Source organism: Ekhidna sp., assembly GCF_965221965.1.
Taxonomy (GTDB): Bacteria; Bacteroidota; Bacteroidia; order Cytophagales; family Cyclobacteriaceae; genus Ekhidna.
This window is the reverse complement of the sequence record NZ_OZ244926.1, coordinates 1,378,863-1,392,206: the sequence shown is the minus strand read 5'-3', so window position 1 is coordinate 1,392,206 and position 13,344 is coordinate 1,378,863. Positions and strand designations below refer to the sequence as shown.

The following is a 13,344-nucleotide window of genomic DNA, read 5'->3' as shown; positions in this document are numbered from 1 at the left end:
ATCCTGTGGTACTCAGAATCAATTTGGTGTTACCCAATTGTCGAATTTTAGGGTTGAATTGTAGATCGGTATTGGAAAGGCAATATTAGTAAAAGCAGGAGTTAAAATATTTTAAAATATGTTATGCATGCAGAGTATTTTCTTTATATTTGTTATGCATGCAGAGTATTTAAAGGCAACAAAAAAAATAGATATTAAATAAAATGGAAGCAGCAGTTGAAAAAACCGCACTAAAAGGTGGTGAATTCTTAATAAAAGAAACCGATGCTCAGGATATCTTCATTCCCGAAGAATTCTCAGAAGAGCAAAAGATGATGGCAGCCGCCACAATGGATTTCATAGAGAAAGAGATTAACCCAAATACTGAGAGAATTGAAAACATGGAGGAAGGCCTAATGCCTTCTTTGATGGATAAAGCTGGTGAATTAGGGCTACTTGGTGTAACCATTCCTGAAGAATATGGCGGGTTAGGTATGAGTTTCAATACCGGAATGCTTATAGCCGATATGATGGCTTCTGCCGGATCATTTTCTACTGCTTATGGTGCTCACACAGGAATTGGCACCCTCCCCATCCTTTATTATGGAACTGAAGACCAAAAGAAAAAATACCTTCCAAAACTTGCTACGGGTGAATGGAAAGCATGCTATTGTCTGACTGAGCCGGATTCAGGTTCGGATGCAAATTCAGGAAAAACCAAAGCTGTTCTTTCTGATGATGGTAAGCACTACATCATCAATGGTCAGAAAATGTGGATTTCAAACGCAGGTTTTGCAGATGTCATGATTGTCTTCGCGAAGATTGATGATGACAAAAAACTATCCGCATTTATTGCCGAGCGAAGCTGGGATGGCATCACCATGAATGATGAAGAGAAAAAGATGGGTATTAAAGGTTCATCCACCCGTCAGGTATTCTTCAATGACCTGAAAGTGCCTGTTGAAAACTTACTTTCCGAGCGAGAAAATGGATTCAAAATAGCTGTGAATATCCTAAATATCGGACGGATAAAACTTGGAGCAGGTTGTATCAATGGATGTAAAGATGTTGCTTCAAAATCCACTCAGTATGCAAATGAAAGAAAGCAGTTTGGGGTTTCTATCTCCAGCTTTGGAGCTATCAAGCAAAAGCTTGCTAAAATGGCAACTAAAACTTACGCTACGGAATCTGCCTCTTACCGAGCTGGTCAAAATATCGAAGATCTAATAGATAAATTGATCGCAGATGGCATGGACGTTACTCAAGCAAAACTTAAGGGTGTAGAGCAGTATGCCATAGAATGTGCAATGATTAAAATCCACGGATCAGAGGTACTTGACTATTGCGTAGATGAGGGAGTCCAGGTATATGGTGGCATGGGCTTCTCAGAAGAGGCACCAATGGCCCGTGCATACAGAGATGCGCGAATTACCCGAATCTACGAAGGAACGAATGAAATCAACCGCATGCTGATTGTGGGTATGATGTTCAAGAAAGCCATGAAAGGTGAGATTGATCTGTTGGGTCCTGCAATGGAAGTTGGTAAGGAATTAACAGGAGTGCCTTCTTTTGAAACACCTGATCTTTCAGTGCCATTGGCTAAAGAAAAAGAGGTTGTAAAGAATTTGAAAAAGGCAGTATTGATGGCGGCCGGAAAAGCCGCTGAAAAATTTGGGCCGAAGCTGGATCAAGAGCAAGAAGTGTTAATGAGTCTTGCCGATATGCTGATTGAGGTATACGTAGTAGAGTCTACCCTACTCAGGACAGAAAAGCTGATGGAACAATATGGTGAAGAGGGAAGCTCACTATACCAAAATATGGCTAAGCTTTATCTGCATGAGGCTGTGGCAAGAATCAAAAATGCTGGCGATGAGGCTGTTGCCTGCTTTGCGGAAGGCGATGAACTCAGGGTTATGTTAATGGGTATGAAGCGATTTACCAAGGTGGATCCTATAAACACCAAAGTCTTGAGACACGCCGTTGCTGATGTTATGATCAAGGAGAATAAATTTCCTTACTCATTGTATAACTAAGAAGGCTCTTTCTACGTAACTAACAAAACCGGCCGTTGGTCGGTTTTTTTATATACAGGTTTGTTTTGGGCACTTTTCAAAATAGCTTTGTATTGGAGGCAACAGCATCCAGACAATGGAAGAATTCGATAAGAAATTAACCACAAAAGAGAAAGCTTTACAGCTGAATCTTGATACACGCATTTACGGCACAGTGGCCGAAATCGGTGGAGGGCAGGAAGTAGCCGCATACTTTTTTAAAGCAGGAGCAGCATCCGGAACGATCGCGAAAACCATGTCCGCCTATGACATGACTTTTAGTGATGCCATATATGGCAAATGTGATCGGTATGTTTCGAAAGAAAAGCTTCTTCGAATGCTGGACCGTGAGTACACCCTGCTGGATCAGCGCCTGACTCAAAGAGCCAAAAAAAGTACATTCTTTGCTTTTGCCAATACTGTTGAGACCATCAATTACAACAGGAGCAATGTTGGACATGGCTGGATGGGTATTCGTTTTCAGAAACATTCCCAGACAAAGCCTAACGAGTGTATCATCCACGTTACGCTAAAAGACCGTGATGCGGAGTGGCAGCAGCAGGTATTGGGGATTGTAGGAGTCAACCTTATTCACTCATGCTACACATTCAATACACCAGAAGAAATCATCGATTCACTGGTTGACAATGTGAGAAAAGATCGCCTGGAAATTGACATGTTTAGTATTTCCGGTCCGGATTTCCATCACGTGGATAACCGACTAATGACGCTGAAGCTTGTTAAAAATGGGCTCACTAAGGTCGCAATGTTTGGCCCTGATAAGAATGTAGTTCTCCCTTCAGAGATTATTTATCGTAAAAATGCTATCGTCCTGCGTGGTAGGTTTAGGCCTGTCACTCATGTAAATGTGGACATGATGATCACCGGTATGCGGGCATTCAAAAAAGAGCTTGGACATACAAAGGACATCATCTCTGTGGTTGAAATCACATTAAAAGACCTCACACTGGCAGGTGAACTGGATGAGCAGGACTACCTGGATCGAGTTGACCTATTGTGTTCGCTTGGACAAAATGTGATGATATCTAACTATCAGGAGCACTATAAACTGGCTGGTTATCTTTCTCAATTTATTAAAGACAAGACACTAGGCATCATAATTGGAATGAATAATCTCACCCAGATTTTCGATGAGAAATACTACCAAAACCTGGATGGGGGCATTCTGGAGTCATTTGCTCGTTTGTTTGGTAGCAATGTGAAGCTCTTCGTCTACCCGATCATAGATTCTAAATCTGGTGATATAAAAACAGGGAATGACTTTGAACCGGAGCGGCACCTTCAGAGTCTGTTTTACTACTTCATAGAAAATCACAAGATTCTCAGCATTCCTGATGCGAAGACAGAGAACCTCCATATCATCTCTGATCAGGTATTGGAAATGATTCAGAATGATGAGGAGGGCTGGCAACAAATGGTACCAAATCGTGTGGCTGAAGCAATCAAAGCAAATCATCTTTTTAACTACCCATATGAAATAGAGGTAGACGAGGAAGACCTGATTTAAACCGACCGTAAAAATGCCCTTTGCGGGTATCTTCCTTTTGCTATATTTGGCGCTTTAATCAAAAACTAAACGTCAATATATGAGCACGCGCGGAAACTTTTCCAGCAAACTTGGTTTCATTCTGGCAGCAGCCGGATCAGCAGTTGGACTTGGTAACATATGGAAATTTCCATTCGAAGTAGCTGATGGTGGAGGAGCCGCATTCGTTCTTATATATCTGGCTTTTGCTTTCATCCTATGCTTTCCTGTGATGGTCACGGAGATAGCTATAGGTAGAAAAACACAGAAAAACCCAGTAGGTGCCTATGCTGCTTTAGGTTTTAAAAACTGGAAGTTCCTGGGTTTGATGGGTATCCTCAGTGGGGTGCTAATCCTTTCTTTTTATAATGTCGTAGCAGGCTGGGCATTTGGTTACTTCCTTGAAATGGTAAGAGGTAATTTTGGTATTGGTGAAAACTTCTCTCAGTTCACCAATGATGTAATAAATGTGGGTCTTTACGGTCTTGTGTTTATGGGCGTCACTGCTTTCATTGTATCAAAAGGAATTTCAGGAGGCATTGAAAAGGCAGCTAAGTTTCTGATGCCGTCTTTGGTGATTATGATCTTGCTCCTCACCTTTTACGCTTCATCATTGCCTAATGCGATGAAGGGTATCTCCTATTACCTGATTCCAGAATTCAGTGAGGTTACTCCTGAGGTCATCTACAATGCACTTGGTCAAGCATTTTTCTCGCTTTCACTGGGAATGGGCGCCTTGATAACATACGGAAGCTATATCTCTAAAGAAGATAATATCGTTTCATCTGCAGCGTACATCACGTTGACTGATGTCGGCATTGCATTCCTTGCCGGACTAATGATGTTCCCTTTTGTAGCCTATCTAACCAATGGAACAATGGAAGGGTTTACCGGAGGGCCCGGACTAATTTTCGTTACACTCCCGGGAGTATTTGAATCACTCGGATCAACACTGGGAATGATCGTAGGAGCACTATTCTTCCTCTTACTATCTTTTGCCGCACTTACTTCCACCGTTTCACTGCTAGAGGTGCCGGTCACGTATGTCGTTGATGAGTTTAAAGCAAATAGAAAAACGTCCGTTTGGATTATAGCTACTCTTATTTTCCTTCTCGGAGTTCCTTCACTTATCTCGAACGGTTACTCAGAATTGTTTACCAACTTCATTACCTATGTAGGTGCCTCTGCACCTTCCAGTTTTATGACGTTTGTTGAGCATGTTGGATCAGATACATTATTGCCACTAGGTGGAGTACTCATCACCATATTTGCTGCATATGTGTGGAAGAAAAATAACTTGGTTGAGGAATTACGTGTTGGAAATCCGAATTTGGAAGGGACATGGAAAGAAAAATACATTGATTTTGCGGTCAGCTACCTGTGTCCAATCCTTTTGACACTCGTTTTCATATTCACGTTCCTTGGAAGGTTTTTTGGAGTAAACTTCTTCTAGAAAGCTACTCTTTTATGAAAGTCCCTGGATCTCTTCCATTGAAGTAGATAACGTACTGTCCTTGCCTAAGGACAGTTACATCTATTTCTTTTCCCAGTCCCTCCAGGACGAGTTCCCGGCCTGCGTTATATATTTCATAGTGTGTGTATCTGGAGAGGTAAACCCTGGTCTTGGCGGACTTAGGGTTAAACTCAACGGGCTCAGGATAGAAATCAAAATCAACTTCCCTGGAGTATAAATAATTTACTCTTCGTCCAGGAGGAAAATTGTATCGGATGCGGTACTTGTTAGCCCCTTCTTCCAGGTTGGGAAAGAACTTGTATTCTGCTCCCTCGTATCTTCCCAGGGCTTCTCTCACTTCTTGATCAACCCAAACGCCATTTCTTAATTTTTCAATCTCAAATTCCCCTTTGCCGGACTCCCCTTTGGTACTCCAGATCAGGACACTATCAGTCAATGAAACGTCCACAAAACGAAAAATCGTGTGGAAAAGAATAGCCTCTGGGTTAATGATTGTTGGAGCACATATCGAATCTTTGTGGACTAAACGAATCTTCACAGGCGTGTAAAGATCATAACCGTCAAAATCAATTTTCAGAGCGCTGAGTTTGTAATTAATGTCAACTTCATTCTCATTTATATAAATTTTTTCGATGCAAAACCTTCTATCACTCTTATCAAATGGATTTTGAATAAAGAGTGTCTTGCCCTGATATACGCCAGCAAGGTTTGTCTCAATTTTTGGGGTTATCTGAGAAAAAATTGCACTTGGGCACATGACTATAAGTGCCAAAAAAAACACAACTCTACTCATTTTTTATTTTTCTCTTTATCACTCCAAACATGATGCTATCAATATGAAAAGTATGAATTATTTCGATGAGTACACGTAATAACCCATCTAAAATATTCGTTAGTTGAACTAACTCAAGATTATTTATTCATATTTTTATTTTTCAACCAGCCGTATTAGAAAAGAGAATATCATGACAGATACACTTCTTATATGGTTTAATCCAGATTCTCAAATGTATGAGATTGGACCTTACCTTGAATATCATTCGGCTGCTACCATCAGCCAAAATCAGGATAGATTCGAGGTGCTGCATGAATTCAACACCGAGACCGTCTTTATCGCTACTAAGATTTTGAATTCATTGAACGTGGCTCGCACTAATTCTCTTACTCTCAATCTTTAATTCGAGTTAATTCATAAATTAGCCATCAATGAAAAAATGGTTAATAATCCTCCTAGTCTTATCATCCGGGTGCAATCCCAAGGTGGTTTCATATGTCAACGAAAAAGCTAAGTTTAAGCAGTTCGAAACATATCGCCTGGTAACGACCAAGTCAGAGTCTAAAAATGTCACTCCTGAAAACACGCAGATCTTTGACTTGATAAAAGAGAACATTCATGAACAAATGAAAAGAAGGGGTTATGAAGTATCCAATATCTCGCCCGACCTTACCCTTCGCTATGAAGTGACCTCCAATACGAGAGTAGACATCAATAGCAATAATCAGATTAATCCTTATTATTATCAATCTTTTTCAATAACTACCAGAACCATATATGAATCTATTCTTCTGCTGGAATTATTTGACACCAACAACAAACTAGTATGGCAGGGGAGCTATGATCTACGCCAGGAAAAGAAAGAAAAACGAATTGTAAAGGCCATTGAACGAGGTGTAGGTTATATCTTCACGACCTATCCTTACAGGGCGCTATCTGCCGAACAGGATGAATCTTTAAAAATGATTGAAAAGTAAAGAGAAAGAAACCACGGAATGACAGATTACGGATTTTGGTCCTTAGTGCCCCCCCTGCTCGCAATTGGACTCGCGATCAAAACAAAACAGGTTGTATTCTCACTCTCACTAGGAATTTTCGTTGGCTACCTCATCATACAGGGAGGCAATGTCTTTGAAGGCTTACTCTCAACCATTACTGCATTTGTCGATGTATTTCAAAGTAAAGGAAATACCCGCACGATAATTCTTACCTTAATCATTGGTGCACTGATTCAATTGATTAAATATTCCGGGGGTATAAACGGCTTTATTCAATGGGTTCAAAAACGTCTTTCGGGCAAGAAAAATCTAAAAGGAAAAATCCAGGCCACCTCCGCTCTCACCGGTTTCCTCATATTCGTGGAGTCAAATATCTCCATTTTGACAGTTGGCACGATATTCAGGCCTTTGTTTGACAAACATAAAATCCCAAGAGAGAAATTGGCTTATCTGGCAGATTCCAGTTCTGCGCCATCATGTGTTTTATTCCCATTAAACGCATGGGGTGCTTATGTTATGGGTTTATTAGTAGCCTTTCCTGGTGTAGACCCATTTACAACTTTGGTTTACTCCATTCCTTTCAATTTCTACGCGATTCTTACGCTCATATTTGTTTTTTGGCTTTCGCTTTCAGGAAAAGACTTTGGTGAAATGAAGCGTGTCGTCAAACAATTACCTGATGATGAAGGAAATGACATTGATCCAACGAAGGGGAAAATTTCCTCACCTCTAAACATGATCATTCCGATTGCCGTAATGGTATTATCAATGCCCTTCTTTTTAATATACGGAGGATGGGATCCGAGTACATCAGGTGGTTTTCTGGATAAAGTTTGGTTTAGTATCAGTAACGGATCAGGCTCAGAAGCAGTACTAAACGCCTGCTTTACGGGCTTTTTAACCGCAGCGGCCATGTATGCTTTCCAAAAGATGCTGACAATCAAAACGTTTATTGATCAATCATTTAAAGGTATGAATGACATGTTGATCATGGCTATTCTGATGGTTTTAGCCTTTGCGATTGGGAATTTGTGTAATGAATTAGGTACCGGCATCTATGTTTCCAGAGTGACCTCATCATGGCTCATTCCGGAGGTAGCACCGGCTTTGATCTTTATCATTAGCAGTTTCATTGCATTTGCAACAGGAACATCATGGGGAACATTTGCAATTATGATATCAATTGGCGTTCCACTCAGTTTTGCTGTAGATGCAAATTTATACTTGGTGATTGCTGCTGTTCTTGGAGGGGGCGTATTCGGTGATCACTGCTCCCCTATCTCCGACACGACACTCATTGCCTCAGTGGCATCTGGCTGTGATCATATCGATCATGTAAGGACCCAACTACCCTACGCTTTATTCACCGGGGGGCTGGCCGTAATTTGTTACCTTATAACTGGATTTGTTATCTGATTATTTACAATAATCCTGAATGGCCTTATCAGCGTCTGCAACATCTAGCGACCTGGCAAATCTAAAATCCTCACAAGCTGAGCGGAATTGTTCTTTTCCTACTTTAACCGCACCTCGATACAGGTATGCCTCACCGAAATCGCGATTGATAGCAATTGCGTTATTGTATGATTCAAGGGCCTGATCAAAATATCCTAACTGATGCTCAGCTCTGCCTGCCAAAAAATGGGCTTGTGCCATGTTCTCATTCAAATCGATAGCTGATCCGGTATAGACAAGTACTTTGCTAAACTCTCTGCTATTATATGAAATCTTTGCAAGACTCAAATACGCATTGATATTCTTTGGATCCAGCTCAATAATCGCTTCAAAATCCTGAACGGCCTCCACTGATTTTCCAATTTCCTCATAAGACCGACCCCTGTTGTAGAGGCTTTTCACATGGTCTGGATGCGTTTCCAGGTAAGAAGTGTATGCGTCTATCGCTTGTTCATATTCACCGTCATCAAAGTAATCATCCCCGCTAAGAGAGTCTTGGGTGTTACAAGCTACTACGAACAAAATAATCAGCGTATAAATTGTGTATTTCATAAAATCGTATAAAGTCGGCAAAAGTAGACCGATTATTCAAAATCAATGCCGCTTTTTACGTTTTTATACGCAGTAAGTTCGCAATGAGCTGTTCCAAACTTCATATCAGCAGAAACCTTCAGTGGTAATCGATTGGCATCTGCTGATACCCAGAAGGTGACAGCATCCCTTCCAACAAACACGCTGTTCTTTTCCATTATAGGCACAACTTTGTGACAATAGATATCACCTACTTTGGTATCTACCATTTCAATTCCATGGTAGATCATTTCAAAATCATAAAATTTCTTGTCAAAGAAAGCGTCCATACGAACCGTATCTCCCTTTTTCAGTTTTCTGTAATCTATGCTTCGAGCATACATTAACCCACCCATCATATCAAAAACCCTTCCTTCCTCCATATCAAAGTATCTGGTTGGTCTGGGTTCTTTGTCACTTTTGGAAGACTGTTCAAACCTGATCTTCATGGAATCATAGTTAAAGAATACTTCTTCCTCAAGGTCATAATCACCTTCTGAAAGATCACGGTAAGAGTAATATGGCAGAAAAGAGTTTTTATCAATGACCGCTCCCCATTTATCATCTACCTTGGAAAAAACGCCAGCTAAACCGGCTGTCCATCCCTCTACATCAATTTTAAGGTACTCTCTTCCATCTTTGACCACATATTCATCAGAAACCTTAAAGGTTCCTCTACCTACAGTGAACCATCCATAAGAGAGTCTAAATTTCAGAACCTCACCCTTGCTTACGGGCTTGTCCTTCATGATTGGTTGTGCCTGGCTGAAAGCGCCAAGCAGTAATAGGAATGCAAGTTTCATGACTTTTAACGTTGGTACACTTTCCATCGCTACAACATGAATGCCATTTATTATACTGAAACGTTATTTTCTCTTAAAGCTTCGTTCAATGAAGTCTTTTTATCGGTACTCTCCTTTCTTTGTCCGATAATCAATGCACATGGTACCTGAAATTCTCCAGCAGGAAACTTCTTAGGAATGGTGCCAGGGATTACCACTGATCTGGGAGGAACAAACCCTTTATATTCTTTTGGCTGAGAACCTGTCACATCTATAATCTTCGAACTAGCGGTCAGCACCACATTGGCTCCTAAAACAGCCTCTTTTCCTATTCTTACGCCTTCTACCACGATACACCGCGAACCAATAAAGGCATTGTCCTCGATGATCACCGGAGCAGCCTGTACTGGCTCCAAGACACCCCCAATCCCAACACCACCGCTTAAATGTACGTTTTTGCCGATTTGAGCACAGCTCCCAACTGTCGCCCAGGTATCAACCATTGTTCCTGCATCCACATAAGCGCCAATATTCACATAGCTGGGCATTAGCACCGTATTCTTTTGAATGAATGCTCCGTATCTAGCTATTGCATGCGGCACTACTCGTACACCTAGCTGATCATAGCCCGATTTAAGTTTGATTTTATCATGAAATTGAAAAGGGCCAACCTCTATCAACTGCATTTTCATGAGCGGAAAGTACAGAATCACCGCTTTTTTCAACCATTCATTCACCACCCATTCATCACCTGAAGGTTCAGCTATGCGCCTTTTTCCATTGTCCAGTTCTTCTATGACTGTCTTTATTGCCACAGATACATCTTTCTTGTTGACAAGAGAACGATCCTCCCATGCCTCCTCGATGAGGTTTTTTAATTCCATCTAATAATCAATATTTACAGTAATATGAAGAAAAAGATTGTGATTGCTTCGGTCCTCAAACCCATCGACGATGTACGTGCTTTCTGGAAGCTTTCTCAATCAATAGCGAAAACAAATAAATATGAAGTTAATATCATAGGAAATGACACGAAAAAAGAACCATATTTTGAGAATGTAAATTTTCATGCTCACAGAATTCTTAGAACTCAATGGATAAAAAGATGGATAGTGCGCCTAAAAATACTTTTCAAGATCATTTCACTCAAACCTTCCATTTTAATCATCACCACGCATGAGCTCATAATTATTGCCTTCTTATCAAAAATGATTACCGGATGTAAAGTGGTTTATGATGTACAGGAAAATCACTTCTTAAATCTGACAAACATCAACCCCACTCCAATCAAACGGATTTATGCATGGATGATCCGAGCAAAGGAAGTAGCCAGTCAACTATTCATTTCTACTTACTGGCTGGCCGAAAAATGTTATAGAGATCAACTCCATTTTGTCAAAGGAAAAAATACAGTAATTGAAAACAAGGCTTTCAAGTCAAAACCAAGTACTGGAATGAATAAAGAAATTGTTGTTCTTTTTTCGGGGACAATCTCGGAATATGGAGGTGTCTCAAAAGCGATAAGCTTCTATAAAAAACTACTGAAACTTAAGCCTGATTCCACCCTAAAAATCATTGGACAAATTCATGATTCTAGGATAGAAAAAATGCTGGTCAAGGAGGCTGAAATTTTCCCAGGCATAGAGCTCTACATTTCCTATGAACCAATTCCACATCCTGAAATTTTGAAAGCAATATCACAGGCTACCATTGGGGTAATTGGATACCAACCCAGCAAAGTCAATAAGGAGAAAATACCGACCAAACTCTATGAGTATTCAAGATACAGATTGCCATATCTTGTAGAGAAAGATACTTTATGGAGCAAGGCCGGAGCTGATCTTGGGGGAGCAATCCCGGTAGACTTTGATTCGATCAATCTTGAAAATGTGTATGAAAAGATCAAAAACCCAAAAAAATTATTCACCAATGAATACCCATTGGAGGCTATCTGGGAGGAAGAATCAGTCAAAATATTCACTTCTTTAGATAAGTTAATTAGCGGCCATTAACATCTCTGATTAACAATTACTTATATATCAATAAAAATATTATTCTAAATTTATTTTTAGATTCATCTAAATACAATTTAACTTTGAATCATGAATTCAGAGTTAAGTTTTACTGAGGAAAACTACCTCAAAGCGATTTATCACCTTTCTTCTGAAGGGAGTGAGAGTGTCAACACCAATTCGCTGGCTGAAAGCATGAGCACAACACCAGCTTCCGCCAACGACATGGTAAAGAGACTGGCTCAAAAGAAACTGATCGGATATCAGAAATATAAAGGAGCCAACCTCCTACCCAAGGGGAAAAAAGTGGCACTTTCCATTATTAGAAAACATCGGTTATGGGAAGTATTTCTCGTAGAAAAGCTGGAGTTTAAATGGGATGAAGTTCATGAGATTGCTGAGCAGCTGGAGCATATAAAATCACCCAATCTAATTAAGCGATTGGATAAGTTTTTAGGGTACCCGACAATGGACCCTCACGGTGACCCTATTCCCAATGAAGATGGTGTCATGAAAGAAACCGTTCGAGCTTCTATTTCAGATGTTAAAATTGGATCAAGTGGAATCGTAGTAGCCGTGAATAATGATGACACGCTTCTGCTCCAACATCTTGATTCAATCGGAATCAAGCTTGGCTCCCGCATTCATATTCTGGATCGAATGGATTTTGATGGATCCGTTTCTTTAACCATCGATGAGGGCGCAAAGCAGTTTATATCCAAAACTGTAGCTGAAAACTTAATGATTACCCTAACAGAAAAGAAATGAGATCATACTTCCTTGTCATTGTTCTATTAGTCCTAGCCGCATGCTCCCCTGAGCAAAAAGAATCAGAAGCGGGCAACAAGCCACACGTAGTAGCTACAACAGGTATGCTCTATGACGCAGTAATCAACATTGCTGGAAACAAAATGACAGCTGAAGCCATCATGGGTCCTGGCGTTGACCCACACCTATACAAAGCCACACAAGGAGACTTAGCTAAATTCAATAAAGCAGACCTGATTATCTACAATGGCATTTTACTTGAAGGTAAAATGAGTGAAATTCTCAAAAAACTTGGAAGACAAAAACCGACTTTGGCAGCAGCAGAATCTGTCCCAAAAGAAATACTCAAATCTGCCATTGGTTACGAAGATGCCTACGATCCTCATGTTTGGTTCGATGTGACTCGCTGGAAGTATGCAGTCAAGGCAATTAGTCATGCTATAATCGAATTAGATACTGTAAATCAGGAGTACTATACTGCAAACACCAAAAAGTATTTTACCCAACTAGACAGCCTGCACAACTACTTTAAACAGCGGATTAAAGAGATACCTGAAAAACAGCGAATCCTCGTCACGGCTCACGATGCTTTCGTGTATTTCGGAGATGCATATGGCATTCGCGTGGAGGCACTTCAGGGAATTTCCACCGTTGCAGATTTTGGCCTAAAGGATATCGCCGAAATCATTGATTTAATCATTGAAAATGATATCAAAGCCATTTTCGTAGAAACAAGTGTTTCGGAAAAATCTATCAATGCGGTAGTTCAGGGGTGTAAAGAAAAAGGGCATAATGTGAAGGTTGGAGGGTACCTATACTCCGATGCAATGGGTGAACTTGGCACAGAGGAAGGTACATATATTGGCATGTTTAGTAGTAATGTAGAAACCATAGTGAACGCATTAAAGTAGCCTTTAGCTATTTAGATTTTAGA

General features: G+C 40.4%; 13 protein-coding genes. 9 read left to right on the top strand and 4 right to left on the bottom strand.

Annotation, left to right across the window (positions count from 1 at the left end):
- The first annotated feature begins 203 nt into the window (after nucleotides 1–203).
- The 3 genes from ACOQON_RS06805 to ACOQON_RS06795 all read left to right on the top strand — a co-directional run bounded on the left by ACOQON_RS06805 (nucleotide 204) and on the right by ACOQON_RS06795 (nucleotide 5,029).
- Nucleotides 204–2,012, top strand: coding sequence for an acyl-CoA dehydrogenase family protein (locus tag ACOQON_RS06805; protein WP_420578173.1), 1,809 nt, complete (start codon nucleotides 204–206; stop codon nucleotides 2,010–2,012).
- Between the two features lie 115 nt (nucleotides 2,013–2,127).
- Nucleotides 2,128–3,558 carry a TonB-dependent receptor gene (locus ACOQON_RS06800; protein WP_420578172.1) on the top strand — a complete coding sequence of 477 codons (1,431 nt, stop codon included), beginning with the start codon at nucleotides 2,128–2,130 and terminating at the stop codon, nucleotides 3,556–3,558.
- Nucleotides 3,559–3,637: 79 nt separating this feature from the next.
- Nucleotides 3,638–5,029: a sodium-dependent transporter gene (locus tag ACOQON_RS06795; protein ID WP_420578171.1), complete on the top strand. Its 1,392-nt coding sequence runs from the start codon at nucleotides 3,638–3,640 to the stop codon at nucleotides 5,027–5,029.
- Nucleotides 5,030–5,033: 4 nt separating this feature from the next.
- On the opposite strand, the gene ACOQON_RS06790 is transcribed toward ACOQON_RS06795, so the two are convergent.
- Nucleotides 5,034–5,843 carry a hypothetical protein gene (locus tag ACOQON_RS06790; protein ID WP_420578170.1) on the bottom strand — a complete coding sequence of 270 codons (810 nt, stop codon included), beginning with the start codon at nucleotides 5,841–5,843 and terminating at the stop codon, nucleotides 5,034–5,036.
- A gap of 172 nt (nucleotides 5,844–6,015) precedes the next feature.
- Here ACOQON_RS06790 and ACOQON_RS06785 point away from each other — a divergent pair, with 172 nt between their 5' ends.
- Genes ACOQON_RS06785 through ACOQON_RS06775 form a run of 3 tightly spaced genes read left to right on the top strand, consistent with a single transcriptional unit; the run spans nucleotide 6,016 to nucleotide 8,239 of the window.
- Nucleotides 6,016–6,228, top strand: coding sequence for a hypothetical protein (locus ACOQON_RS06785; protein ID WP_420578169.1), 213 nt, complete (start codon nucleotides 6,016–6,018; stop codon nucleotides 6,226–6,228).
- Nucleotides 6,229–6,256: 28 nt separating this feature from the next.
- Nucleotides 6,257–6,802, top strand: a complete 546-nt coding sequence (locus ACOQON_RS06780; protein ID WP_420578168.1) for a DUF4136 domain-containing protein — start codon at nucleotides 6,257–6,259, stop codon at nucleotides 6,800–6,802.
- Between the two features lie 18 nt (nucleotides 6,803–6,820).
- Complete coding sequence (locus ACOQON_RS06775; RefSeq protein WP_420578167.1) at nucleotides 6,821–8,239, top strand: Na+/H+ antiporter NhaC family protein; 1,419 nt, start codon at nucleotides 6,821–6,823, stop codon at nucleotides 8,237–8,239.
- Here ACOQON_RS06775 and ACOQON_RS06770 read toward each other — a convergent pair whose 3' ends face one another.
- The 3 genes from ACOQON_RS06770 to ACOQON_RS06760 are packed head-to-tail and all read right to left on the bottom strand — an operon-like array spanning nucleotide 8,240 to nucleotide 10,514.
- Nucleotides 8,240–8,830, bottom strand: a complete 591-nt coding sequence (locus ACOQON_RS06770; RefSeq protein ID WP_420578166.1) for a tetratricopeptide repeat protein — start codon at nucleotides 8,828–8,830, stop codon at nucleotides 8,240–8,242.
- Nucleotides 8,831–8,862: 32 nt separating this feature from the next.
- The gene (locus ACOQON_RS06765; protein ID WP_420578165.1) at nucleotides 8,863–9,651 is read right to left on the bottom strand and encodes a DUF3108 domain-containing protein; all 789 of its coding nucleotides are present in this window, start codon (nucleotides 9,649–9,651) and stop codon (nucleotides 8,863–8,865) included.
- Nucleotides 9,652–9,701: 50 nt separating this feature from the next.
- Entirely contained in the window at nucleotides 9,702–10,514 is an 813-nt protein-coding gene (locus ACOQON_RS06760) for a 2,3,4,5-tetrahydropyridine-2,6-dicarboxylate N-succinyltransferase (protein ID WP_420578164.1), read from the bottom strand.
- A 24-nt stretch (nucleotides 10,515–10,538) separates the two neighbouring features.
- On the opposite strand from ACOQON_RS06760, the gene ACOQON_RS06755 reads away from it, so the two are divergent.
- The 3 genes from ACOQON_RS06755 to ACOQON_RS06745 all read left to right on the top strand — a co-directional run bounded on the left by ACOQON_RS06755 (nucleotide 10,539) and on the right by ACOQON_RS06745 (nucleotide 13,321).
- Nucleotides 10,539–11,642: a hypothetical protein gene (locus ACOQON_RS06755; RefSeq protein WP_420578163.1), complete on the top strand. Its 1,104-nt coding sequence runs from the start codon at nucleotides 10,539–10,541 to the stop codon at nucleotides 11,640–11,642.
- A 90-nt stretch (nucleotides 11,643–11,732) separates the two neighbouring features.
- Nucleotides 11,733–12,410 carry a metal-dependent transcriptional regulator gene (locus tag ACOQON_RS06750; protein ID WP_420578162.1) on the top strand — a complete coding sequence of 226 codons (678 nt, stop codon included), beginning with the start codon at nucleotides 11,733–11,735 and terminating at the stop codon, nucleotides 12,408–12,410.
- The gene (locus ACOQON_RS06745) at nucleotides 12,407–13,321 is read left to right on the top strand and encodes a metal ABC transporter solute-binding protein, Zn/Mn family (protein ID WP_420578161.1); all 915 of its coding nucleotides are present in this window, start codon (nucleotides 12,407–12,409) and stop codon (nucleotides 13,319–13,321) included. Before ACOQON_RS06750 ends, ACOQON_RS06745 begins: the two co-directional genes overlap by 4 nt.
- Nucleotides 13,322–13,344: the final 23 nt, after the last annotated feature.

What these genes read in the sequence shown, in the direction of transcription:
- ACOQON_RS06805 (WP_420578173.1), top strand. Translation starts at nt 204, where the DNA reads ATGGAAGCAGCAGTTGAAAAAACCGCACTAAAAGGTGGTGAATTCTTA.
- ACOQON_RS06800 (WP_420578172.1), top strand. Translation starts at nt 2,128, where the DNA reads ATGGAAGAATTCGATAAGAAATTAACCACAAAAGAGAAAGCTTTACAG.
- ACOQON_RS06795 (WP_420578171.1), top strand. Translation starts at nt 3,638, where the DNA reads ATGAGCACGCGCGGAAACTTTTCCAGCAAACTTGGTTTCATTCTGGCA.
- ACOQON_RS06790 (WP_420578170.1), bottom strand. Translation starts at nt 5,843, where the DNA reads ATGAGTAGAGTTGTGTTTTTTTTGGCACTTATAGTCATGTGCCCAAGT.
- ACOQON_RS06785 (WP_420578169.1), top strand. Translation starts at nt 6,016, where the DNA reads ATGACAGATACACTTCTTATATGGTTTAATCCAGATTCTCAAATGTAT.
- ACOQON_RS06780 (WP_420578168.1), top strand. Translation starts at nt 6,257, where the DNA reads ATGAAAAAATGGTTAATAATCCTCCTAGTCTTATCATCCGGGTGCAAT.
- ACOQON_RS06775 (WP_420578167.1), top strand. Translation starts at nt 6,821, where the DNA reads ATGACAGATTACGGATTTTGGTCCTTAGTGCCCCCCCTGCTCGCAATT.
- ACOQON_RS06770 (WP_420578166.1), bottom strand. Translation starts at nt 8,830, where the DNA reads ATGAAATACACAATTTATACGCTGATTATTTTGTTCGTAGTAGCTTGT.
- ACOQON_RS06765 (WP_420578165.1), bottom strand. Translation starts at nt 9,651, where the DNA reads ATGAAACTTGCATTCCTATTACTGCTTGGCGCTTTCAGCCAGGCACAA.
- ACOQON_RS06760 (WP_420578164.1), bottom strand. Translation starts at nt 10,514, where the DNA reads ATGGAATTAAAAAACCTCATCGAGGAGGCATGGGAGGATCGTTCTCTT.
- ACOQON_RS06755 (WP_420578163.1), top strand. Translation starts at nt 10,539, where the DNA reads ATGAAGAAAAAGATTGTGATTGCTTCGGTCCTCAAACCCATCGACGAT.
- ACOQON_RS06750 (WP_420578162.1), top strand. Translation starts at nt 11,733, where the DNA reads ATGAATTCAGAGTTAAGTTTTACTGAGGAAAACTACCTCAAAGCGATT.
- ACOQON_RS06745 (WP_420578161.1), top strand. Translation starts at nt 12,407, where the DNA reads ATGAGATCATACTTCCTTGTCATTGTTCTATTAGTCCTAGCCGCATGC.